At 28.3% G+C, this 23,915-nt stretch carries 19 protein-coding genes and 8 tRNA genes; 1 reads left to right on the top strand and 26 read right to left on the bottom strand.

The window, feature by feature from the left end; genetic code table 11:
• Positions 1-13: 13 nt before the first annotated feature.
• From ACRYA_RS07465 to ACRYA_RS07340, 26 genes are all read right to left on the bottom strand, one after another.
• Positions 14-1,213 (bottom strand): acetate/propionate family kinase, encoded by a 1,200-nt coding sequence (locus tag ACRYA_RS07465; RefSeq protein WP_105916467.1) that lies wholly within the window; start codon positions 1,211-1,213, stop codon positions 14-16.
• Between the two features lie 29 nt (positions 1,214-1,242).
• Complete coding sequence (pta, locus tag ACRYA_RS07460; RefSeq protein ID WP_105916466.1) at positions 1,243-2,238, bottom strand: phosphate acetyltransferase; 996 nt, start codon at positions 2,236-2,238, stop codon at positions 1,243-1,245.
• A 184-nt stretch (positions 2,239-2,422) separates the two neighbouring features.
• The gene (locus tag ACRYA_RS07455; RefSeq protein WP_105916465.1) at positions 2,423-3,613 is read right to left on the bottom strand and encodes an acetate/propionate family kinase; all 1,191 of its coding nucleotides are present in this window, start codon (positions 3,611-3,613) and stop codon (positions 2,423-2,425) included.
• Between the two features lie 81 nt (positions 3,614-3,694).
• The gene (locus ACRYA_RS07450) at positions 3,695-4,636 is read right to left on the bottom strand and encodes a cation diffusion facilitator family transporter (RefSeq protein WP_105916464.1); all 942 of its coding nucleotides are present in this window, start codon (positions 4,634-4,636) and stop codon (positions 3,695-3,697) included.
• 3 nt (positions 4,637-4,639) lie between these two features.
• Positions 4,640-5,263 (bottom strand): 3'-5' exonuclease, encoded by a 624-nt coding sequence (locus ACRYA_RS07445; protein WP_105916463.1) that lies wholly within the window; start codon positions 5,261-5,263, stop codon positions 4,640-4,642.
• Positions 5,256-7,091, bottom strand: coding sequence for a putative nucleotidyltransferase substrate binding domain-containing protein (locus ACRYA_RS07440; protein ID WP_170144479.1), 1,836 nt, complete (start codon positions 7,089-7,091; stop codon positions 5,256-5,258). Before ACRYA_RS07440 ends, ACRYA_RS07445 begins: the two co-directional genes overlap by 8 nt.
• Before the next feature lie 66 nt (positions 7,092-7,157).
• Positions 7,158-8,804, bottom strand: a complete 1,647-nt coding sequence (locus ACRYA_RS07435) for a cation acetate symporter (RefSeq protein ID WP_105916461.1) — start codon at positions 8,802-8,804, stop codon at positions 7,158-7,160.
• Positions 8,801-9,118, bottom strand: coding sequence for a DUF485 domain-containing protein (locus ACRYA_RS07430; protein ID WP_105916460.1), 318 nt, complete (start codon positions 9,116-9,118; stop codon positions 8,801-8,803). The genes ACRYA_RS07435 and ACRYA_RS07430 overlap by 4 nt, the downstream gene beginning before the upstream one ends.
• Positions 9,119-9,346: 228 nt before the next feature.
• The gene (locus tag ACRYA_RS07425) at positions 9,347-10,993 is read right to left on the bottom strand and encodes a cation acetate symporter (RefSeq protein ID WP_105916459.1); all 1,647 of its coding nucleotides are present in this window, start codon (positions 10,991-10,993) and stop codon (positions 9,347-9,349) included.
• On the bottom strand, positions 10,993-11,304 hold the full coding sequence (locus ACRYA_RS07420; protein WP_176549265.1) for a DUF485 domain-containing protein: 312 nt from the start codon (positions 11,302-11,304) through the stop codon (positions 10,993-10,995). Before ACRYA_RS07420 ends, ACRYA_RS07425 begins: the two co-directional genes overlap by 1 nt.
• A gap of 121 nt (positions 11,305-11,425) precedes the next feature.
• Positions 11,426-12,052, bottom strand: a complete 627-nt coding sequence (locus ACRYA_RS07415; RefSeq protein ID WP_105916457.1) for a 3'-5' exonuclease — start codon at positions 12,050-12,052, stop codon at positions 11,426-11,428.
• Between the two features lies 1 nt (position 12,053).
• Entirely contained in the window at positions 12,054-13,871 is a 1,818-nt protein-coding gene (locus ACRYA_RS07410; RefSeq protein WP_105916456.1) for a DUF294 nucleotidyltransferase-like domain-containing protein, read from the bottom strand.
• A gap of 42 nt (positions 13,872-13,913) precedes the next feature.
• Complete coding sequence (locus ACRYA_RS07405) at positions 13,914-15,587, bottom strand: VC_2705 family sodium/solute symporter (protein ID WP_105916455.1); 1,674 nt, start codon at positions 15,585-15,587, stop codon at positions 13,914-13,916.
• Positions 15,588-15,845, bottom strand: a complete 258-nt coding sequence (locus tag ACRYA_RS07400) for a sodium/substrate symporter small subunit (protein ID WP_105916454.1) — start codon at positions 15,843-15,845, stop codon at positions 15,588-15,590.
• A 73-nt stretch (positions 15,846-15,918) separates the two neighbouring features.
• Positions 15,919-16,581 carry a response regulator transcription factor gene (locus tag ACRYA_RS07395; RefSeq protein ID WP_105916453.1) on the bottom strand — a complete coding sequence of 221 codons (663 nt, stop codon included), beginning with the start codon at positions 16,579-16,581 and terminating at the stop codon, positions 15,919-15,921.
• Positions 16,562-18,145 carry a sensor histidine kinase gene (locus ACRYA_RS07390; protein WP_105916452.1) on the bottom strand — a complete coding sequence of 528 codons (1,584 nt, stop codon included), beginning with the start codon at positions 18,143-18,145 and terminating at the stop codon, positions 16,562-16,564. Before ACRYA_RS07390 ends, ACRYA_RS07395 begins: the two co-directional genes overlap by 20 nt.
• A 74-nt stretch (positions 18,146-18,219) precedes the next feature.
• Positions 18,220-18,296, bottom strand: a tRNA-Asp gene (locus ACRYA_RS07385).
• 13 nt (positions 18,297-18,309) lie between these two features.
• A tRNA-Val gene (locus ACRYA_RS07380) sits at positions 18,310-18,385 on the bottom strand.
• Between the two features lie 30 nt (positions 18,386-18,415).
• A tRNA-Glu gene (locus ACRYA_RS07375) sits at positions 18,416-18,490 on the bottom strand.
• A 20-nt stretch (positions 18,491-18,510) separates the two neighbouring features.
• Positions 18,511-18,586: transfer RNA gene (locus tag ACRYA_RS07370), tRNA-Lys, on the bottom strand.
• A 16-nt stretch (positions 18,587-18,602) separates the two neighbouring features.
• Positions 18,603-18,679, bottom strand: a tRNA-Asp gene (locus tag ACRYA_RS07365).
• Positions 18,680-18,692: 13 nt separating this feature from the next.
• Positions 18,693-18,768, bottom strand: a tRNA-Val gene (locus ACRYA_RS07360).
• 19 nt (positions 18,769-18,787) lie between these two features.
• Positions 18,788-18,862 (bottom strand) — tRNA-Glu (locus tag ACRYA_RS07355).
• 20 nt (positions 18,863-18,882) lie between these two features.
• Positions 18,883-18,958 (bottom strand) — tRNA-Lys (locus ACRYA_RS07350).
• Between the two features lie 54 nt (positions 18,959-19,012).
• The gene (locus ACRYA_RS07345; RefSeq protein WP_105917965.1) at positions 19,013-19,516 is read right to left on the bottom strand and encodes a CinA family protein; all 504 of its coding nucleotides are present in this window, start codon (positions 19,514-19,516) and stop codon (positions 19,013-19,015) included.
• A gap of 38 nt (positions 19,517-19,554) precedes the next feature.
• On the bottom strand, positions 19,555-20,913 hold the full coding sequence (locus tag ACRYA_RS07340; RefSeq protein ID WP_105917966.1) for an FAD-dependent oxidoreductase: 1,359 nt from the start codon (positions 20,911-20,913) through the stop codon (positions 19,555-19,557).
• A 186-nt stretch (positions 20,914-21,099) separates the two neighbouring features.
• Here ACRYA_RS07340 and ileS point away from each other — a divergent pair, with 186 nt between their 5' ends.
• A complete protein-coding gene (gene ileS, locus ACRYA_RS07335; protein WP_105917967.1) occupies positions 21,100-23,829 on the top strand; it encodes an isoleucine--tRNA ligase in 2,730 nt (909 codons plus the stop codon).
• The last annotated feature ends 86 nt before the right edge of the window (positions 23,830-23,915 follow it).

The following is a 23,915-nucleotide window of genomic DNA, read 5'->3' as shown; positions in this document are numbered from 1 at the left end:
TTCGCCTTTTAACTTATCTACCTTTAGAAACTATATTGTAAGTATCATTTGCAATTACATACTCTTCTTGAGTTGGAATTACGAATATTCTAGCAGGTGATGCATTTGTAGAGATATCTCTTGCTTCACTTAATCTTTTATTATTTTTAGTTGGATCAATTACTAGTCCCATAGAATCTAGACCTGCACAAACTTTCTCTCTAATTAAAGCTGCATTTTCACCAATTCCACCTGTAAAACAAAGTGCATCAATACCATTTAATGCTGCAACATAAGCTCCAACATAAGATTTAATTTTATATGCAACCATATCAATAGCAAGTCTACATCTATCATCACCATTTGCCATACCATCTAAAACTTCTCTTAAATCAGATGATTTTCCTGAAATTCCTAAAATTCCAGATTTTTTATTCATAATATCAAGAACTTCATCAATATCTTTATTCTCTTGTTTCATCATATACTGAATAGCTCCAGCACCAATATCTCCAACTCTCGTACCCATCATAAGACCTTGAATAGGAGTTAATCCCATTGATGTATCAATACATTTTCCATCAAAAACTGCACTTACAGATGAACCATTTCCTAAGTGACAAACAATAATTCTAGTGTTGTGTTTTTTCTCTAACATTGTTCTTGCTTCATTTGAAACAAAATAGTGGCTAGTTCCATGGAAACCATATTTCCTAATTCCATGTTTTGTGTACATTTCATATGGTAGAGCATACATATAAGCATAATCAGGCATTGTTTGATGGAATGCAGTATCAAATACACCAACATTTGGTTTTCCTGGCATTAACTCTTGACAAATTTCAATTCCTAAAATATTTGCAGGATTATGTAAAGGTGCTAATGGAGATAATCTTTTCATAGTTTCAACAACATCTGGAGTAATTAAAACAGAACTTGCAAACTCTTCTCCTCCATGAACTGTTCTATGTCCAATAGCTTCAATATCATTTGTAGATTCAATAACTTTTCCCTCACCAGTTGTAAGTGTTGTTAAAACAGCATTTATAGCCTCTCTATGTGTAGGCATTGCTTCATTTAAAACTAATTTTTTCCCATCATTATATTCATGTTTTAAAACACCATCAATTCCTATTCTTTCGCAAATACCACTTGCCAAGATTTTTTTTGTAACTGGGTTCATTAATTGATATTTTAAAGATGAACTTCCTGCATTTAATACGAAAACTAACATTTACTAATCCTTTTTTGAAATTTAATTTATTATTTAATTTGAGTTGCTGTGATAGCTACTAAGTTTGAAATATCTTCAACTGAACAACCTCTTGATAGGTCATTTACAGGTTTATTTAAACCTTGAATAATTGGTCCATGAGCTTCAGCTCCTGCAAATCTTTGTACAAGTTTATATCCAATATTTCCAGCTTGTAAATCAGGGAATACCAAAATATTTGCATGTCCAGCGACTTTTGAATCAGGAGCTTTTTTAATACCAACACTTGCAACGATTGCAGCATCAGCTTGAAGTTCTCCATCAAATGCAAATTTTACATCTCTATCTTTTAGTATTTGGCAAGCAGTTGTAACTTTATCTACCATTGGGTGTGATGCACTACCTTTTGTAGAAAAAGATAACATAGCAACTCGAGGCTCAAGACCAACAACACTAGCAGCAGTTGCAGCAGTTGCACTAGCAATATCAGCTAACTGTTCAGCATTTGGGTCTGGAATAACAGCACAATCTGCAAATAAAATTAGACCATTATCTCCAAATTTACCATCAGCTGTTTCCATAATAAATGCAGATGAAACTGTATTTATACCAGGTGCTGTTTTGATTACTTGAATAGCAGCTCTTAAAACATCAGAAGTTGGAGAGTTTGAACCAGCAACTAATCCATCTGCATCTCCTAGTCTTACCATCATACAACCAAAAAATCTAGGTTCTGTAAGCATTAGTTTTTTAGCTTCATCTTTTGAAAGATTTTTACTTTTTCTAAGTTCAACTAATTCATCAACATATTTATCAAGATTTGCACATTTTGAAGGATCAACAATAGTTGCTCCAGAAATATTTGCACCATATTTTGAAGCATCAGCTTTTATTGTTTCTTCATTTCCAATAAGGATAATTTTTGCAGTTTTATCTTTTAAAACTATTTCAGTTGCTTTTAAAACTCTCTCATCCTCAGATTCAGGAAGAACTATAGTTCTTAAATTTTGTTTAGCTTTTTCTTTGATATTATCAATTAAACCCATAATGTAACCAATCCTTTCTTTTTTCAAATATAACGAAAACTATAATGAAAAAAAATAGCATTAAAGTAGCAAATAAAAGCGATATTTGAGGGCTTTGAGAGTGTTTAAAAAAGTGAAAAAATAAAACAAAAAGAGCATTTTTGAGTAAATTCTACAAGTCTGCTCTTTTTATTTTTATAAATTTTTACTTTTTTAGTAGATTATAAGTATCTGTTGCAATCACTAATTCTTCATTTGTAGGAATAACAAAGATTTTAGTTTTAGAGTTTTTTGTATTTATCTCTCTATTTCCTTTCTCTCTTTTTGAGTTTTTATCTTTATCAATTTCAATTCCCATAAACTCTAGACCTTCACAAACTTTTTCTCTAATTAAATCAGAATTTTCTCCAATTCCAGCAGTAAAGCAAATAGCATCAACACCGTGCATAAGTCCTGCATAAGAGCAAAGATATTTTTTAATTCTATCACATAGCATTGTAATTGCTATTTTAGATCTTTTATCTCCATCATTAGAAGCTTTTATTACCTCTCTTAAATCTGAGCTAACTCCAGAAACTCCCAGAATTCCTGATTTTTTATTTAGGTAATCAAGAATTTGAATATGATTTAAACCTTTTTTCTCCATTAAGTAAGGAATAACACCAGCATCTATATCACCACTTCTTGTACCCATTACTAAGCCTTCAAGAGGAGTAAGCCCCATAGAAGTGCTAATTGATTTTCCATCTTTAACCGCACAAACAGATGAACCATTTCCAAGGTGACAAACGATAACTTTGCTATCTTTTTTGTTTAAAAGCTTAATAGCTTCTTGAGAAACATAGTAGTGGCTTGTTCCATGAAATCCATATTTTCTTAAGTGATGTTCTGTATAATCAGCATAAGGAACGGCATATAAGAAGTTTTCCATAGGCATTGTTTGATGAAATGCTGTATCAAAAGTTACAACATTTGGAACTTTTGGCATTAAATCTTTACAAATTTTTACACCCATAATATTTGCAGGATTGTGTAAAGGAGCCAGAGGAATTAACTCCTCTATTTTTCTAATTACTTCATCATCAACAATAACAGAGCCTTTAAAATGCTCACCACCGTGAACAACTCTATGTCCAATGGCTTTTATCTCATCAATAGAGTTTATAACTTTTGTTTCATCATTTGTAAGAATTCTAAGAACCAATTCAATTGCTTCTTTGTGTGTAGGAATTGGAAGTTCAAAAGTAATCTTTTTATTCTCTCCAATTTCATGTTTTAAAATCCCATCAATCCCAATTCTTTCAACTAAACCACTAGCTTTTAGCTCTTTTGATTTTATATCGATTAGCTGATATTTAAGAGATGATGAACCAGCATTTAAAACGAAAACTAACATTTGTATCCTTTTACTTAATTTTATATTAAAATTTACAATTAATTTTTTTGAATAATATCAAATTAAAACTTAAATAAGTTTTTATTCAGCCCATTCAAAATCCGTTGTAAATACAATAGTAAGCCAAAGATTTGGATCCTCTTTTCCTAAATCTCTTTCTATCTCATCTCTTAACATATCCCACTCTTCAAGTTTTTTTGCTGGCCAACTTTTTGGAACTATAAAATAAAGTTCAATCTGTCTTCCTCTTCCAACTCTTGCAACATAAGCTCTAAAAGAGTCAAAGCCATATTTATTTACAATATTTTTAGCAACAATATCAACATGATTTTTTAAAGAAGAGGGTGTTACAAGTAAAATATCAGAAAGTGCTTGTTTAACAGTTTTAAAAGGCATTGGAATTACTAAAATTGATACAAAAATTAGAATAAATGGGTCAATAAATGGCGTTATCCAAGAAAGTTCACCATCTTTTACAAAATATCCAAAACTAAATGCAATAAGATATGCAAAAGACATTGAAGCTGAGATTAACCAACTAATAGAGTCTAGTTTTAAAAATTCAGAGTTTATATCTTTATTTGCCTTTTGAATAAAAACTCCCAAAGCAATCTCAACTATAATAGATATTGCAGTGATAATGATTGCATATGAAAAGATTATTTCTCTTCCTCCAAGCAAAATACTATCAATTGCATTTATAAAAGCATAAATTGAAGCACCAATTAATAGTATTCCATTTACCCCTAAAACAATTGGTTCAAGATGCCAAAAGCCCATTGTAAAATGTTTTTCAAGTCTATTTGAGACAATATCTTTTGATGTTGAAGATGTAATTAATTTTGCAACAACAAGTGCTAAAATAGTCATTAAAGCATCTATCATTCCATAAATACTATCAAAAATAATAGTTGCAGAACTTGCTAGTAAACCAAAAATTAAACCAAGAATTGCTAAAAAAATTGTGCTAAATATAGATAGTTTTAATATCTCTTTTTCTGATTTAAATTTTGATAAATTCATAAATTATTTAATTTTTACAGATGGATGATTTTTTAATTTTAAAAATATCATAGCTGTCATAATTGCATCATTAAATGAGTCGTGATTTCCAAATTGTGGTATTTCTAAATCTTTTAATATAGAATTGAATTTTAAATCCACAAAACTTTGAGGAATTAATTCAATTTTAAAATCATGATAAATTTCTGATACTTCTATACTTCTATTTGGTAAAGTTACTCCAATCATTGGTTTTAGATATTTATTTATCATATTTTTATCAAAATTTAAAAAATATCCAACTAAAGTTCTGTTTTCAATAAACTCTAAGAACTCTAAAATCACATCTTCAATTTCACAAGCATTTTTTAAATCACACTCTCTTATGTGATGTATTTTTATTGATTTTTCATCTAAAGATGAGTTTTTTGGTTTTATATATCTTACAAATTTTTTGCTTGAAACTATTGTGTTGTTTTTTATAATAACAGCACCAATAGATATAATATCATCGATTTTCGGATTTAATCCAGTTGTTTCACAATCAAAACATACATACTCATTTTGTATAGTTTTATCAAACAAAAAACTATATTTTTTGTCTTTTAAACTTTTTTTATTAAAGTAATTTGAAATATTTTTAAACATAGTTAAGCTTAAAGTGATTTTCTAACTTTTTCTTTAGCTTATTTACTATTTTAAAAGACTCTTTTAGTAAATCCTTTTCCATAATGGTTAATCTATTTGGATTTACAAAATTATCAATCTTCTCTTTTTTATCAAGTTTTTCTAAACTAGCTTTTAGTTTTAGACTATTTAAAATATTAAATGCCATAATTAACTCTTTTGCACTCTCATCATCTAAAATTTTTAACTCTTTTAAACTATTTATCCTTTTTATTGTATTTGTATTTAGAACTCTATTTTGAATACTTAGAGACCTAATTCCTTGAACAATTATAAAAATTCCACCTCTTTTTATATCAATTTCATCTTTATGTTTTTCATCTTTACTATTAAAAACAAAACCATCAAAAAATCCTAAAGGTACATCAAAACTATTTATGATTCTTGCAAAATTTGTATAAAAGCTTTGAGAGTTTGAAGAGATTTTAAATAGGTAATTTTTCAACTCTTTAATCATCTCAATATCACCAGATACACAAAGAGCATCATAAAATATTGCAATATTCATAAAGTTATCACCACTTGGATTATTTACCCATTCATAAATAAGCTCTTTAAAATCACTTTGAGATCTGCACCAATATGGATTTGAAACCATTATATTTCCTTCACATCTAGGAAATCCAAAAGTAACTAAAGTTTCAGTAAAAAGATGAGTAAACTCCCTAAGTTTTTCTTCACTAATTTTACAATCATCTGAAATAATAAGTGCATTGTCTTGGTCGGTTCTTAAAATCTGTTCAGCTCTTCCTTCACTTCCCATTACAACTAAACAAGATTTTCCAATAAGCTCTTTTGGAGCTAAAAGTTTATATAGTTTATCAAGTAGTTTTTTATTTAATTGATTTATTAATTTTGATATAAACTCTATTTTTACACCTTTTGCATTTAGTGATTTAATAATTTTTATAAATGATAGTGAAGCCTCTTTTAGCTCATCTAAAGTTTCGGCATTAATGATTTGATTTGAAACAGCAAAAGTATTTGTTGCAAAAAATGATGAAAGAGATATTTGATCAAGTATTCCAACAATCTCATCATAATCATTTTTTACTACAACTCTTTTTAATCCATGTTTTGCCATTTGAAGTTGAGCATTAAATAAAAAATCATCTTCGTTTATATAAATTAATCCTTTAGAAGCAATTTTTACAACCAAATCATCATAATCCATTCTATTTAAAATAACTTTTTGTCTAAAATCTGAATCAGTTACAATATACATTTCACCATTTTCATCTTTTAATAAAAGGGTTGGTATTTTCTCTTGTTTTATTATTTTTGCTGCTTCAAATATTGTTTTGTTTGTATCAACAATTACAGCTTTATGAACTTTTGCATCTTTAACTTTTGCAACCATAATATTTGCCATATCTTTGTTTTTTTCATTTAAGATATTATTGTTTAACTTATCTGAAATGGATTGAAAAAAATAGTTTTCTAGTTGTTGATTTGAGCTTAAAATCTGCATAAATATATCTTTTTTTAGTACATAACAGATACTCTCTTCAATAGCCACAAAACTATTCTTACTATAATTTTTTATTAAAGAGACTGAGTCAAATATCTCACCTTTTGAATATACACTTAAAACTTCATCGTCATTTATTTCTTGAATTAAACCTTTTAAAACAAAATATAAAAACTCGGGATTACTATCTTGTGCCTGAACTATAGAGTTTGCTTTGAAATAAACAATGTCTAAAGATTCAACTAAATCATCCAATTCAAAAGTATTTAAATTATTAAATGGGTGAATATTTGAAATAAATTTTTTTTGCTCTTGCATACTCATCTCTCCTATATTTAAAGTAGTGCAAAATCAAAAAGAGAAGAGATTCTCTTTTTGATATTTTTAGTGTGAAACCGCTCCAGCTGAACCAATTCCAGTATTTGCTCTAACATTTTGAGCTCTAAACATAGCTCTTTCTTGAGTAGCTCTTTTTGAGTTATCAATAATAGAGAAAAACCAAATTGATATAAACGCAACTGTAACAGAGAATAGTGCAGGGTGAGCATAAGGGAAAATAGCTTTTTCATTTCCTAAAATTTGTACCCAAACATTTGGACCTAAAATTACTAGAGAAACTGCTGTAATTAATCCCATAAATCCACCAATAAATGCACCTCTTGTTGTTAATTTTGACCAATAAATTGATAAAAATAGTATTGGGAAATTTGCACTTGCAGCGATTCCAAAAGCAAGTCCAACCATATATGCAATATTTTGAGACTCAAATGCAATTCCAAGTGTAACTCCAATAATACCTACAATTATAACAGTTATTTTTGAAATTTTTACAACTTTTTCATCACTTGCATTTGGATTTATAACATTTGCATAAATGTCATGTGAAATTGCACTAGCACCTGCAAGAGTAAGTCCAGAAACAACGGCCAAAATAGTAGCAAATGCAACAGCTGAAATAAATCCTAAGAAAGCATTTCCACCAAGCATGTGTGAAAGGTGAACTGATGCCATATTAGATCCACCAAATAGTTTTCCATCTACAAAATATTGAGCACCTTCTGCACTATTTAAAAATGCAATTGCTCCAAGTCCAACGATAGAAATAATTACCCAAAAGTATGCAACAAATCCAGTAGCATAAACAACAGATTTTCTAGCTTCTTTTGCATTTCCAACTGTAAAGAATCTCATTAAAACGTGAGGAAGACCTGCAGTTCCAAGCATTAAAGCCATACCTAAAGAGATAGCAGATACTGGATCACTTAAAAAACCACCTGGTTTTAAAATCTCTTCACCTTTTGCATGATTATTTACAGCAGTTTGAGCTAATGATTCAAAATTAAAACCAAAGTGCCATAAAACCATAATAGCCATAAATGAAACACCAGATAGAAGAAGAACTGCTTTAATAATTTGTACCCAAGTAGTTGCAAGCATTCCACCAAATGTTACATAAATAATCATTAGTGCTCCAACCATAAATACAGCATATTCATATTCCATACCAAATAGTATTTGAATAAGTTTTCCAGCACCAACCATCTGTGCAATTAGATATAAAATAACAACAGATAAAGAACCAAATGCAGCCAAAGTTCTAATCTCTTTTTGTGCCAATCTATATGCAGCAATATCAGCAAATGTAAATTTACCTAAGTTTCTTAATTTTTCAGCCATAAAAAACAAAATTACAGGCCAACCAACTAAGAAAGATACAGCATATATAATTCCATCATATCCATTCATATAAATAAGCCCAGAAACTCCCAAAAATGCTGCTGCACTCATATAATCACCAGCAATTGCTAAACCATTTTGGAAACCAGTTATTCCTCCACCCGCAGTGTAAAAATCACTAGCAGATTTTGTTCTTTTAGCCGCCCAATATGTAATTCCTAGTGTGCCAAGTATAAATACCATAAACATAGCAACTGCAGGTATATTAAGTTCTCTTTTTCCTTCAAATGTTGCATCACCAGCAGCAAAAAGTGTAAGTGAAGTAAAAAATAATAAAGTTAATACTCTAATCATAAAAACTCCCTTACATCTCTTTTAATCTGATTTGTAAGATCATCAAATTCACCATTTGCTTTTCTAACATAAACTAGTGTTGTTAAAAAGCTAATAACTAAAATTGCTAATGCAATAGGAAATGCAATAGTTGTTATATAACCTTCCGCTACTTTTATTGCAAACAAATCTTTGTTAAATGCAACTATTGTGATAAATGAGTAAAACATTATCAAAACAAATATTCCTAATTTTAAAGCTAAAGAGTTTCTTTTTGAAACTAGCTCTTGATATTTAGGATTGGCTTCTATTTTTGCAACCAATTTTTCATCCATACCTTATTCTCCTGCGACTTTTTTATTTTTTATCTAAATGATAGATAAAGTAATGGATTATACAAATAAATTTATATTTTGATTGATTTGTTGATAGAAATTATATAGAAATTTCAGAATAAATGTAGAATTGTAACAAAAAACAATATATTAATTATTACAATTAATTATAATTATTAAGTCATTATTAAGTTATTACTAAAGAGATTTCTCTCTTTAGTAATTGTTTTAGTGAGAAACAGCTCCGTCAGAACCAATACCAGTTTCACCTCTAATTTGTTGAGCTTCAAATCCTGATTTGTCTTCACTTGCTCTTTCTGAGCTATCAGTAATTGAGAAGAACCAAATACCAATAAATGCAGCAGATACAGAGAATAGTGCAGGATGTGTCCATGGGAATATCGCACTTCCAAATCCAAATATATCAACCCATACAGTTTTACTTAGTACAACTAGAATAACAGCTGTTAGTAAACCTATAAATCCACCTATAAATGCACCTCTTGTTGTTAATTTTGACCAATAGATTGATAAAATTAATATTGGGAAGTTTGCAGATGCTGCAACAGCAAACGCAAGTCCAACCATAAACGCAATATTTTGATTTTCAAATGCAAATCCTAAAAGAACTGCAACTATACCAATTACAATAACTGTTCTTTTTGAAACTTTCATCTCTTCAGCATCAGTAGCTTGACCTTTTCTAATAACGATTGCATATAAATCATGTGCAATTAAATTAGAAGCAGCAAGTGCAAGACCAGCAACAACCGCTAGAATTGTAGCAAATGCAACAGCAGATATAAATCCTAAGAAAATAGATCCACCAGTAGCTTGAGCTAAGTGAACAGCAGCCATATTATTTCCACCGATTAATTTACCAGCAGCATCTAAATAAGCACTATTAACATTTGGATCCATTAGGTAAACAATTCCACCAAGACCAACAACAGCTATTAATAAATAGAAGTAACCAATAAATCCAGTTGCATAAACAACAGATTTTCTAGCTTCTTTTGCATTTCCAACTGTAAAGAATCTCATAAGAATATGAGGTAATCCAGCAGTTCCAAGCATTAAAGCAAGTCCTAGTGAAATAGAAGCAATTGGATCAGATACAAATGAACCTGGTGCCAAAATAGCATCTTTTTTAGCATGTAAATTAACAGCAGTTTCAGCTAAGTTTGCAAAAGAGAAGTTAATCCCAGTTGTAGCTAGAACTAAAAGAGCCATAATTGTAACTCCACCTAGTAAAAGTACAGCTTTAATAATTTGTACCCAAGTAGTAGCAAGCATACCACCAAATGTTACATATATAATCATTAATGCACCAACAATTACAACTGCAAAGTGATATGGAATATGGAATAAAACTTCGATTAGTTTTCCAGCTCCAACCATTTGAGCAATTAAGTAGAAAGTAACAACTGTTAAAGAACCACAAGCAGCAAGAATTCTTATTCTTTTTTCATCAAGTCTGTAAGCAGCAATATCAGTAAAGTTAAACTTACCTAAGTTTCTTAATTTTTCAGCCATTAAGAAAAGAATGATTGGCCAACCAACTAAAAATCCGATAGCATAAATAATACCATCAAAACCATTTAGATAAATCATACCCGAAATACCAATGAAAGAAGCAGCAGACATATAATCTCCAGCAATTGCTAGACCATTTTGGAAACCTGTAATTCCTCCACCTGCTGTATAGAAATCTGAAGCAGATTTTGTTTTACTAGCAGCCCATTTTGTAATACCCATAGTACCTATAATAAATGCAAAGAACATTAACATAGCTTCCATATTTATACTACTTTTAGCATCATCTGCAAATAGTGCTAATGATGATAAACCTAATAAAGTAATTATTTTCAACATTATAATATATCCTTCACATCATTTTTAATATCATTAGTTAAGTTCTCAAACTCACCATTTGCTCTAACAACATAAATTAAAGTTGTTATAAATGCTATTACAATAATTGCAAAGCCTATAGGGAATGCAACTGTCATAGTTTCACCTATTTTTGTAGCAAAAAACTCTTTGTTAAATGCAATAGTTAATATGAAACCATAGTAAACTACTAGCATGAAAATAGCTAATTTAATAGCGAATGAACTTCTTTTTGAAACAAGTTCATGGTATTTAGGATTAGCTTTAATCCTTTCTACTAATTTGTTATCCATTTTTTCTCCTAAAATAAGATTAGTTGAAATAGTAAAATATTTTAGTTGCAAAAGCATAGCATTTAAAAAAAGATTTGAAAAAAAGGTTTAAAAAGATTAGAAATACTATTTTATAGCATTTCTAAAAGTTAATTTTTTTCTGTTTTGCGAGATTTTTTAGTTTTAAGAATATCATAGAAGTCATTATTGCATCATTTAAAGCATCATGTTTTCCCAAAACTGGAATATCAAGAAAAGTCATAATAGTATCAAACTTTAAATCTATAAATCCGTAGTTGTCTTTTGTCTTTTTTATATCGTAATATATTGATGATACTTCAACTCTTTCATTTGGAAGTTTTATACCTATTAATTTTTTTGTATATTTTGAAATCATTTCCATATCAAAATCTATATAGTAGCCAACTATTGGTCTTGAACCAATAAAATCAAGAAGTTTATATATGGCAACATCAGGTTCAATAGCATTTTGTAAATCTATCTCTCTTAGAAGATGAATTTTTATAGATTCAGGATTTATATTTTTTGATGGTTTTACAAATATATTAAATGTTTTTCTCATTAAAATTTTATTATCTTTTATTAAAACTGCACCAATAGATAAAATCTCATCTTTTTTAGGGTTTAAACCTGTAGTTTCACAGTCTAAACTTATATATTCTCCTTGTGGATATTCATCAAATAAAAAATCAAATTTTTTATTTAAAAGTCTTTTCCTTTGCCACTGTTTTATAATATTTTTAAACATCTTAATAAATCTTATCTAGTTTAAATATATAACTTATTATTTTTTTGAAATCATTTACAATTTTAAATGATTCTTTTAGTAAATCTCTCTCAATTTTTCCTAAGCTATTTGTTTCTATCTCATTTGAAAGTGGTTTGTTTTGTTGTAATAACTCCATTTGATGTCTCAATCTTAAAGTATTTGCTATTTCAAGTGCTTCTAATAATTCAGCAGCTCTATCTTTATCCAAAATTTTTCTTTGCTCTAAAATTTGGATTCTTTTTATGGTTGTTGTCTCTTTTATTTTTTCTTTTAAAGCTAAACTTCTAATTCCATGAACTATTGGAAAAATTGCAGCTTTTTTAATATTTATAAAATTCTCTTTACCAATAAAACTAGATATTGTTGTTGGAGTTTCGAATGCTGTTGTTGATTTTGCAAAATATGCCATAAAAATATCATTTTGTACTTTTGAGTATAAAAACTCTTTTAAATCAATCAGCATCTGTTTATCACCAGCAACCGAAAATGAGTCTGTAAATATAGCTAAATCTAAAAAGTTTTTCATATCTTGAGTGCCGACCCATCTTGATATATCATTTTTAAAATTTAGATATGATTTACACCAATCAGGATTAGAAACCATTATATTTCCTTCACAAGGAGGATAACCTAAAAATACAAGAGCATCTGTAATTTTTTGCATATAAGGTCTGTATTGTTCAACATCAACACCATCTCTTACAATTAGAGCATTATCCTGATCTGTTTTTATAATTTGTTCATTTCTTCCTTCACTTCCCATTACAAATAAACAAGCATCTTTTTGTAACTCTAAAGGAAGAATTAGTGAGAATATTTTTTGATAAACTTTTGTATTTAGTTGTCCAATAAGATTTGAAATATGGTGTAATTTCACCCCTTTTGTTTGAAGACTTGTAATAATATCTATAAAATCTTTACTAGCATCTTTTAAATCTTCAATATTTTTCGCATTTTTTATCTTTGATTCAATAACATATGTATGATTTGCAAAATGCGATAAAATATCTATTTGTTCAATAATTCCAACCATGTTTCCATCATTATCAACTACACCAACTCTTTTAATATTTCTTTTTACTAAAATTGTCAAAGCTTCAAATAAATAGTCATCTTGTTTAATAGTCAAAAGTGGAAAAATAGCAATATCGCTAACAGGGATAGATAAATCTCTCCCTTCTAAAAGAACTTTTACTTTAAGTAGTGAATCTGTAATAATTCCATATTCTTTATTTTCACCTTCTATTATAATAGTTGAAGTTTTATATTTCATTGATTTATCAATAGCATCTATTAATTTTGTATCTTTTTTCACGATACAAGCTTCGTGTATTAAAGTATCGCTTACTTTTGCTATCATAAAAGATGATAATTGAGAAGTGTTCTCTTTATCTTTAAGAGTTCGTATTTTATTTACCAAATCTTTTAAGAAAAAATCTTTAAATTTTTGATTTTTATCAATTAGCTCTAAAAAAATCTTTTTTTCTATTTCGTAGCATATGAGCTCTTCATTTACTCTAAAACTATTTTCACATTTTCCATAAATTAATGAATTTGAATCAAAAGTATCTTCGCTTTGATAATCCATAACTACGACATTTTCAGGAGAATATTCAAAAACTGAACCTTTAATAATAATAAAAAAATATTTTGGTATTTTTTCTGGACCTATTAAAACTGTATCTTTTGGATAGTAAGCTATATCCATATGTTCAATACACATGGCCATTTGACTTGGTGTTAAAACCTCAAATGGGTGAGTTTTTGATAAAAAACTCTCTTGATCTTGAATACTCATTTTTACTCCTTATATTGCGTAAAATTAATATAATTTTTAAATTTATTTTAAAACTTTAACAAAATCAATTGATTCTTCTATATTTTTTTCTTTTTTTGGTGTTATTTTTGAAACTATAACTGTAATGATAATATTCAAAATTGCACCAATAGAGCCAATTCCTTCACTACTAATACCAAAAAAGTAATTATTTGAACTATCAATATATAAAAAATAAATACTATAAGATAGTGTAAAAATTAGTCCAACAGCTATACCAAAAATTGCTCCAATTTTATTTACTTTTTTATAAAAGATTCCTAAAATTAAAGTTGGAAATAGTGTGGCTGTGCATATCGTAAAAGCTATAGCTACGGTTTGTAAAATTGTATAGTTTGGAATATAAAATAAAGTTGCTAAAACTATAATTAAGACTATCAATAACTTTGAAAATATAACTCTAGTAACAATACTATTTTTACTAAAATTTTCTTTTAGTAATTCATAAGATATTGTGGTTTTTATTATTAGAATCAAACCAGTTATTGTTGATAAAGTTGCGGCTAATGCACCTGCTAAAACTAAAGATATAACCCAATTTGGTAAGTTTGCAATTTCTGTAGTTAAGAGTGTTAGTGCATCTGGATTGATTGATAATTCACTTATATTATTTTCATATTTTAAATCTATTTTATTATTTTTATTCAAATCTTCAAATTTTACTAAACCCGTTTTTTCCCAAGTTTTTAACCATTTCCCCTCATTTTGATCTATTTCATTATTTATAAAAGCATCATATTCTACACCATTTGTATTTTTTACTAAATTTAAAGTAGAAAGAATAAATAAAGATGAGATAGAAGTATAAATAACAGATATAAAAACTAATGCCCAAAATGATGATTTTCTTGCATCATTTACTGTAGGACTTGAGAAAAATTTGATTAGAATATGTGGTAAAGAAGCAACCCCTAAACTCAAAGATATTGCAATTAATAAACTATTTAAAATATTAAAGTCAGAAAAAGATTTAAAACCAATATCATTTAAAGTTTGTTCAAAAACTTCAATTAAGTATCTCTCTTCATATATTGAGGATTTTGAAAAAATAGCTAATTGTGGAAGATAAGAGTTCGTAAATTCAATAGTTAAGAAAAAAATAGGTGTCATAAATGAAAAAAGTATAATAATATATTGAGCAATTTGTGTATAAGCTATATTTTTCATACCACCAATAAAAGCATAAAAAAGAGTTATGCACATTCCTATTAGAAGAGCAGTTGATAAATCAATTTGAAAAATTCTTGAAAATATTATTCCTACGCCTTTTAGTTGTGCCGAAATATATATAAATGATACCAAAACAACAATAAGTATTGCAGTTATTTTGAGTAATTTAGAGTTAAATTTTTTTTCAAAAAAAAGTGGAATAGATAAGCACTCCATTTTTCTTAGATAAGGAACTATAAGAATTGTAAGAAAAACAAAACCAGAAGTAATCCCAATAATGTAAGCAAAACTATCATATCCAAAACTTAAAAAAGCTCCACACAAAGATATAAATGTTGCAGCACTAATAAAATCAACAGCAATAGAAATTCCATTAAAAATTGGATTAAATGATTTATTTGCAACATAAAAATCTTTTGTAGAACTAGCTTTCGTCCAAAGAGCCAAACCAAAGTATATTGTAAATGATACACCTACAAAAAGGTATATTAAAGATTGAAGTTCCATTTAATAGGTATTCTCATATTTTTTTTCTAATTTTAAAACCTGTTTTTGATATATAAATATTAATAAAATAGATAAGTAAATTGTAAATTGTCCAGATATAAAATATGATAATTTAGCTCCAAAAATATTGAAATTATTTAAGTAGCCAAAAAGAACTATTCCAAATCCAAAAGAGAAAATTGATAGTAAAAAAATAAGAGTAAAAATAAGAGTTATTTTTTCTCTAAAAAATTTAATATTAGGTTCTTCGATTTTCATAATTCTCCTTGTAAACAAGGCGAATTATAATCATATTTAATAGCAAAAAAGTAGCAAAAAACTATTAAAATTTTTATACTGAGTAATATCTATCTATTTTATATCCAAGACCACGAATATTTTTTATAAAATCCTCTTTTAGTGATTTTTTTAATCTTGAAATTTCAGCTCTTATTGTTGGATTGTCAATATTTTCAGCATCCCAAACATCTACTCTAAATCTTTCAAAATCTACAATCATATTTATGTTTAAAGCTAGAATATGAATAATTTCTAACTGTTTTTTTGTAAGATTTTGAGGTTCTCCATTGAAATATACTGTTTGTTTGTCTTTTGAATAAGAGTAGTTTTCTGAGAATCTAATATGCGTTGTATTATTTTGCTCTTTTTTTAAAATTTGATTTATTTTTATTCCTAATTCTCCTAGATGAAAAGGTTTTTTAAGATATTCTCTAGCCCCTAGATTATAAGCTCTTGTAATATCTTCAATATCTATTTGTGCGGATATAAAAATTGTAGGAATATGAATTTTTCTATTGTTTAGCTCATTTAAAATAGAAAATCCATCCATACTTGGTACATTTACATCAAGAATTAATAAATCATACCCATTTTCAATACTTTTTAAAACTTCAGCACCATCAAAAAAACTTTCAACCATATGACCAATATTCTTTAAATATTCGCTAATAGCGCTATTTAGCATCAATTCATCTTCAAGAAGTAGTATTTTCATTTATTTTAAACCTGTAAGTAAATTTTGTCTCTTTTTTGTCTGATAAAATTTCTATTGTAACTAAATTTTTATCACAAATCTCTTTTACAATTTTCAATCCTAATCCAAAGCCACCTCGAGCTTTATTTTCTCTATAAAAATCTTCAAATATCTTATTTGTATCTTCTATTATTTTTGAGTTTGTTGTTACACTAAACTCTATTTCATTGTCGTTTAGATAATATAATTTTATATGAATTGCTGATTTGCTAAATGAGTATTTTACAGCATTTGATATATTGTTGTCTATTACTCTTTGAAGCTCTACAGAGTTAAATTTTAAATAAACATCATCTTCAATATTTTTTATAAAATATAAAGAGTTTGATTTTACAATCTCTTCAAAAAAATCTAATCTACTTTTTAGAATTTCTGAAAATTCTAAATACTCTTTCTCATATAAAACCCTATCTTTTTTTATAAGATAAGATAAATCATCATAAATATATTGAATAGTTTTTGATCCAGATTCAATATTTGTGATATATTTATTTTCAGGAATTTTCATTTTAAGCAGATCAATATTTGTTCGTATAATTGCTAAAGGAGTGTTTATTTCATGTACGGAATTTTTTAGAAACTGCTTTTGAGATTCTACTAAGTTTGATAATTCTTTTGTTTTTTCATTTACTTTTATTTCTAGATTTTTGTTTAGCTCTTCAAGCATAGAGCTTTTCAATTTTATACTTGTCATAGTGTCATTTGCATAATTTGCAATAATTTTAAACTCTCCCAAAATAATTCTATTTTGATTGATTGGCTCATTTTTTTCTTCTGATTCTTTAAAATATTTACCTATCTCTTTTACATCATTTACTATTAATATAGTAGCATTTTTATAGATAAATATAGAGTATAAAATAAGTAAAATAGTTAAAGAAGTTATTTGTAATGTATAGTTTGATATTTTGCTACTGTACTCTTCTTCCTTTTGTTTAATTAATCTATCAATCTCATCTAAATATACTCCTTTTCCAATTGTCCAGTTCCATTTATCATAGGATTGAACATAAGATATTTTGTTTGTCTCTTTTGTTAAACTAGGTTTGGACCAAAAATAGTTTACAAATCCTCCATCACTAATTTTTGAAACTTCTATTAGCTCTTTTAAAACATTTTTACCTTTAAAGTCTTGATGATTTAAAAAGTTTTTACCAATTTCTTGCTTGTCATTTGAATTATCTATTAAAGTTCCGTTGAAATCAAAAATAAAGATGTACTCATTTGGATTTGAGCTAAGATTTAAGTGATTTAAAGCCAAAATAAGATTTTTTTGTATAGTTTTTTCATCAAATTTATCTTTATTTTCTAAATAGTAGTAATCAATAAATTTAATAACATAGTTTACATGGTTTTTAAGTAAAGCTTTTTGATTACTAGTATAATCTTCTTTTAGTGTAGTTATCTTTTCTTGAAGTTCTTCATGTGCATTGTTTATAATAATAAAAGTAAAAAAAGATATTAAAATAATAATAAAAAATATACTGTAAACAATTAAATGATATAGACTTTTAGCTTTTAGCAATTTTTTCAACCTTAAAATATAAAAATTAATAATAGCTAGATTTGAATTAAGGGATAGTTAAAAAATAAATAAAATGGCGCGGCCAACGAGACTCGAACTCGCGACCTCCTGCGTGACAGGCAGGCATTCTAACCAACTAAACTATGGCCGCACCTTTTAAGTAATGGTGGTCGATATAAGACTCGAACTTATGACATCTACCTTGTAAGGGTAGCGCTCTACCAACTGAGCTAATCGACCGAAAATAGGGGATTTGTTATATATTAGTCTTGGTGACCCCTAGGGGATTCGAACCCCTGTGGCATGGATGAAAACCATGAATCCTAACCGTTAGATGAAGGGGCCAAGATATATAACAAAAGAAATGGTGACCCGTGATGGATTCGAACCATCGGCCTCCTCATTAAAAGTGAGATGCTCTACCGACTGAGCTAACGAGTCAAAAAAATAAATAAAATGGCGCGGCCAACGAGACTCGAACTCGCGACCTCCTGCGTGACAGGCAGGCATTCTAACCAACTAAACTATGGCCGCACCTTTTAAGTAATGGTGGTCGATATAAGACTCGAACTTATGACATCTACCTTGTAAGGGTAGCGCTCTACCAACTGAGCTAATCGACCATTTGTTGCATATTGTACTTGGTGACCCCTAGGGGATTCGAACCCCTGTGGCATGGATGAAAACCATGAATCCTAACCGTTAGATGAAGGGGCCAAGATTATGCAACAATAAAATGGTGACCCGTGATGGATTCGAACCATCGGCCTCCTCATTAAAAGTGAGATGCTCTACCGACTGAGCTAACGAGTCATTTTAATTTTAAGCTTTTACTTAAAATGGACTGGAATTATAGTGCAAATTAAATTAATTGTCAATAGTTTTTGCGACAAATTTTAAAATTTTTGAAAGAGCTATATTTGCCGATTGTTTTTGAATTGAAATTCTACTACCTTTTAGATGATATTTTTTTATTTTTTTTATTTTTTTATCTGAAGCAATGCCTATTACAATAGTTCCTACAGGTTTATTTTTTGTTCCACCATTTGGTCCAGCAACTCCTGAAATTGCAATAGCAAAATGTGCTTCAAATTTTTTTAAAACACCATCTAGCATTTCAGATACAACTTGTTTACTTACTGCTCCAAATTTATCTAAGCTTTCATTTAAAACACCCAGTTCTTGATTTTTAATAGTATTAGAATAAGTAACTATGCTACCATTAAATATATCACTAGAACCAGATATTTTAGTAATCATACTTGCAACTAGTCCACCTGTACAAGATTCTGCAGTTGTAATTGTTTTTTTTGATTTTCTTAAAAGATTTTGAAGTTTTATCATATCTTTCTTTGAGAAGTTTGTTGCCATAAAAAGCCTTGTATCAAAAAGGGCAAAAGCCCTTTTTATTAGTTATTATCTGTAAAATCAGCTAAGAATTGTTCTTCGTTGAATTTTTTACCTAAATATTCACAAACTATTTTTATATCTCTTTCTGCATTTCCTAAACAAGAAGTTGCTCCTGGAGATGGAGTCATATTATAAATAATACCTTTTTCTTCAGTTATAGAAGCTTCACCTAACATTAGTTTTTTCTCTGTTTTATTTAAAACTTGAGGTCTAACTCCTCCAAAACCTTTTGCATATTCAATATCATCTACACTTAAAGATGGAACAATTTTTTTTGCATCTTGAACAAAAAGTTTTTTATTAATTCCAGGAACTTCAAATAAGAAGTTTTTAAACACATAATTTCTAATATCGCTATCTTTTAGTAAATCCCAGAAAATTTTCATGATGCTTCCATCAAAGTTTAGAGTTTTTAAACATTGGAAGAAAGATTTTCCGCCTTTGTATCTTTCAAGCACTAAAAGAGCCAATGCTGTTGGTCCAAATCTTGTTTTCCCATCACATAGAATATCTGGATCTCCATGAAGTGCAGCAAATGGAAGCTTGTCATTTTGTACCATATATACTTTACCATTTAAATATGTTCCATTTGTAATATAAAATGAACCAGCCATAGATAATGAACCCATATGTTTTCCATGACCCATTTTATGAGCCAAATAAAGTGAATGTGCTCCCGCATTTACAACAACAAAGTCAGCTGTATAAACAGTTCCATCTGTAATTGTTACTTTGAATTTATCACCAATTTTTTCTACTTCATCTACTTCTTGATTAAAAAATACATCAGTTGTTTTAGAACTATCTGCTTCTTGTGCAGCTTTTACAAGTTCTTTTGTCATAGCTCCAAAATCTACAGTTGTGTATTGGTCATTTGTTCCCATAGCTATTATTGGTTCTGGTCTATCTTTTGTTCTTTCTTTGTCTGTATAAACCAATAAAGGCTCTTTTTCTCTTAAAATTTCTTTATCCCAAAGCTCTAAATATGGAAAAATTTCTTTGAATTGTTCATATCTTTTTGTTATGAATTCAACCTCTTTTTCACCTACTCCAAGAGCCATTTTTTGATGCTTAAACATAATTTTATCTTGTAAGTTATACATAAGATTAAATTTTTCAATCATCTTTGCTGTTCTTTTTGTAATTTTTGCTTTATCAAAAGTATAGTTTGTTTCAATATCTCCAACATGTATTGTTTGAGAGTTACTTGTACCTTTAGAATTAAGTGTAGCAAGAGCATCATACTTTTCAAGTAAACAAATATTATTTATATCCGAATATTTTGCTAACTCAAAGAATAAAGCAGCTCCAGAAATTCCACCACCAACAACAATTACTTCATAGTGTTTTGCGCTCATTTTCTATCCTATATTTATTTTGTCAAAATTTGGGAAATATTCTATCATATAATTTTTTTATTTCACATAAAGATTTTGTTAAATTATTAAATTTTCAAGTAAAGATAATAAAATTTTATTTTAAATATATTTAGATATAATCTTCGATTTAACAAAATAGAAAATTATTTAAACTAGAGGTGAAATATGGATTATAAAGAGAGTTTGTTGCTTCCAAAAACTGATTTTCCAATGAGAGGTGGTTTGCCACAAAACGAACCAATAAGATATAAACAGTGGGATGAAAAAGCTGTTTATGAAAAAATGAAGAAAAACAGAGTAGGATGTGAAAGTTTTACACTTCACGATGGACCTCCTTATGCAAATGGTAATATTCATATTGGTCATGCTTTAAATAAAATTTTAAAAGATATTATAAACAAATTTCACTATTTTGATGGAAAATCTATACGATATACTCCAGGTTGGGATTGTCATGGTTTACCAATTGAACAAAAAGTTGAAGAAAAAATTGGTAGCGAAAAGAAAAAAACTATAGCAAAATCAAAATTAAGAGAACTATGTCGTGAACATGCAACAAAATTTGTAAATATTCAAAAAGATGAATTTAAAGCTTTGGGAGTTATTGCTGATTGGGAAAATCCATATTTAACAATGGATTTTAAATTTGAAGCAAACATATATAGAGAACTTTGTGCTATTGCAAAACAAGGGCTTTTAGTTCAAAGAAGCAAACCTGTTTATTGGTCTTGGGCTGCTCAAACAGCACTTGCAGAAGCTGAAGTTGAATATGAAGATAAGACTTCACCTTCTATTTATGTAGCATTTAAACATCAAGATATAGATGCAAGTTTAATTATTTGGACAACAACACCATGGACTCTTCCAGCAAATCAAGCAATTGCTTTAAATAAAGAAGAGGAATATGTTCTTACAAGTGATAAATTTATAGTGGCAAAAAAACTATATAACTCTTTAATAGAGCAAGGTGTTATATCAGGAAATGTTGTTGAATCAATAGATATTTTAAAACTAGAAAATACAAATGCTACAAACCCATTAAATGGTAGAAATTCAAGAATAATTTTTGGAGAACATGTTGAAATGAGTGCTGGAAGTGGTGCTGTTCATACAGCTCCAGGGCATGGAGAAGATGACTATAAAGTATCACTTAAATACGGTATTGAAGTAATTATGCCAGTTGATGCTTATGGAAAATATGATGAAACAATTGTTAGAGAAAAACTTTTTAAAGATTGTGATAAATATTTAGGATTAAATGTATTTAAAGCAAATGATTTAATACTTGAAGAGTTAGGATCTGCACTACTTAAAAAAAGTGATATTAGACACTCATATCCACACTGTTGGAGAACTCATACACCAATTATTTTTAGAGCTACAAAACAATGGTTTATCTCTATTGATGATGAGTACGGTCAAAAGAATCAAACTCTAAGACAAAATGCTCTTGATGTTGTTGAAAATCTAAAATTTTATCCAGAGTGGGGAAGAAATAGATTAAAAGCGATGCTTGATGGACGTCCTGATTGGTGTATTTCAAGACAAAGAGACTGGGGAGTTCCAATAGCATTTTTTAGGAATAAAAAAACTGATGAGATAGTTTTTGATGAGAAAGTATTAAATTTTACTGCAATGATTTTTGAACAACATGGTTGTGATGCTTGGTATGATATGGAAATTAAAGATTTACTATATCCTGGAAGTGGATTAAATCCTGATGATTTAGAAAAGACTCTGGATATTTTGGATGTTTGGTTTGATAGTGGAAGTACACAAAATGCAGTTTTAAGAAGTGGAAACTACGATGCTGGAACATTTCCTGCAGATATGTATCTTGAAGGAAGCGACCAACATAGAGGTTGGTTCCAATCTTCACTTTTAACAACACTTGCTTCAAGTGAAATTGCTCCTTATAAATCAATTTTAACTCATGGTTTCACTGTTGATGAAAAAGGTGAAAAAATGAGTAAATCTAAAGGAAATGTTGTTGCTCCTGATAAAGTTTTAAAAGAGTATGGAAGTGAAATACTAAGACTTTGGGTTGCTATGAGTGATTATCAAAGTGATTTAAAAATTTCTGATAATATATTAAAACAAAATGGTGAACTTTATAGAAAAATAAGAAATACAGCAAGATTTTTATTGGCAAATATTGATGGGCTTGACTCACTAGTAGAAGTTTCTAAGCTTGGAGTTTTGGATAAATGGATTTTAAATAAAGCAAAAAAAGTTTTTGATGAAATAGAATCTAGTTTTAAAGTATATGAGTTTTCAAAAGGTTTAAATAAACTAAACAACTTTTTAGTTGTAGATTTATCAGGTATTTATCTTGATGTTTGTAAAGATAGATTATATTGTGATGATAAAAACGATATTCATAGAACGGCATCACAAACTGCTATGGCTATGATTACAAAAAAACTGATTTCTACACTAGCTTGTATTTTGACTTATACTATGGATGAATTTTTAGATTATGCACCTAAAATAATAAAAGGTGATGCAAAAGATATTTTTGATTTTGTAAAATATGATTTACCAAAAGTTGAGTCAAATATAAATGATACTTTGTTTATAGAAGTAAAAGAGAAATTTTCAGAAATAAAAGATAGTTTGAGTAAAGATAAAGTTATAAAATCGACTTTAGAGTTAGAAATTGTTACAGATAATAAAGAGTTTTTAGCTTTAGATGAGGTAGAATCAAGTGATTGGTTTTTAGTTAGTAAGGTTTCAAATAATAGTTTAGAAGAAAAAGAGTTAGGAAGTTTCAAAGTAGAAGATAGTGAGTTTAAAGTATATAAAGCAAGTGGACATAAATGCCCTAGATGTTGGAAATATACTTCAACAAAAGAAGATGAGCTATGTTCTAGATGTGAAAAAGTAGCTAAATAATGTTTGAAAGTGAAGTTACACTTACATTTGTATTTCAAACTATAGGAGCTGTTTTAGCTCTTACAGCTATTGGAATATTTTTTGTA

The organism is Aliarcobacter cryaerophilus ATCC 43158 (genome assembly GCF_003660105.1).
Taxonomy (GTDB): Bacteria; Campylobacterota; Campylobacteria; order Campylobacterales; family Arcobacteraceae; genus Aliarcobacter; species Aliarcobacter cryaerophilus.
The sequence above is the reverse complement of the archived record's forward strand: the minus strand, read 5'-3'. Positions and strand labels throughout refer to the sequence as shown.

Bases quoted from the DNA above. Each gene is read 5' to 3' on its own strand.
- ACRYA_RS07465 (WP_105916467.1), bottom strand. From the start codon at position 1,213: ATGTTAGTTTTCGTATTAAATGCAGGAAGTTCATCTTTAAAATATCAA.
- pta (WP_105916466.1), bottom strand. From the start codon at position 2,238: ATGGGTTTAATTGATAATATCAAAGAAAAAGCTAAACAAAATTTAAGA.
- ACRYA_RS07455 (WP_105916465.1), bottom strand. From the start codon at position 3,613: ATGTTAGTTTTCGTTTTAAATGCTGGTTCATCATCTCTTAAATATCAG.
- ACRYA_RS07450 (WP_105916464.1), bottom strand. From the start codon at position 4,636: ATGAATTTATCAAAATTTAAATCAGAAAAAGAGATATTAAAACTATCT.
- ACRYA_RS07445 (WP_105916463.1), bottom strand. From the start codon at position 5,263: ATGTTTAAAAATATTTCAAATTACTTTAATAAAAAAAGTTTAAAAGAC.
- ACRYA_RS07440 (WP_170144479.1), bottom strand. From the start codon at position 7,091: ATGCAAGAGCAAAAAAAATTTATTTCAAATATTCACCCATTTAATAAT.
- ACRYA_RS07435 (WP_105916461.1), bottom strand. From the start codon at position 8,804: ATGATTAGAGTATTAACTTTATTATTTTTTACTTCACTTACACTTTTT.
- ACRYA_RS07430 (WP_105916460.1), bottom strand. From the start codon at position 9,118: ATGGATGAAAAATTGGTTGCAAAAATAGAAGCCAATCCTAAATATCAA.
- ACRYA_RS07425 (WP_105916459.1), bottom strand. From the start codon at position 10,993: ATGTTGAAAATAATTACTTTATTAGGTTTATCATCATTAGCACTATTT.
- ACRYA_RS07420 (WP_176549265.1), bottom strand. From the start codon at position 11,304: ATGGATAACAAATTAGTAGAAAGGATTAAAGCTAATCCTAAATACCAT.
- ACRYA_RS07415 (WP_105916457.1), bottom strand. From the start codon at position 12,052: ATGTTTAAAAATATTATAAAACAGTGGCAAAGGAAAAGACTTTTAAAT.
- ACRYA_RS07410 (WP_105916456.1), bottom strand. From the start codon at position 13,871: ATGAGTATTCAAGATCAAGAGAGTTTTTTATCAAAAACTCACCCATTT.
- ACRYA_RS07405 (WP_105916455.1), bottom strand. From the start codon at position 15,587: ATGGAACTTCAATCTTTAATATACCTTTTTGTAGGTGTATCATTTACA.
- ACRYA_RS07400 (WP_105916454.1), bottom strand. From the start codon at position 15,845: ATGAAAATCGAAGAACCTAATATTAAATTTTTTAGAGAAAAAATAACT.
- ACRYA_RS07395 (WP_105916453.1), bottom strand. From the start codon at position 16,581: ATGAAAATACTACTTCTTGAAGATGAATTGATGCTAAATAGCGCTATT.
- ACRYA_RS07345 (WP_105917965.1), bottom strand. From the start codon at position 19,516: ATGGCAACAAACTTCTCAAAGAAAGATATGATAAAACTTCAAAATCTT.
- ACRYA_RS07340 (WP_105917966.1), bottom strand. From the start codon at position 20,913: ATGAGCGCAAAACACTATGAAGTAATTGTTGTTGGTGGTGGAATTTCT.
- ileS (WP_105917967.1), top strand. From the start codon at position 21,100: ATGGATTATAAAGAGAGTTTGTTGCTTCCAAAAACTGATTTTCCAATG.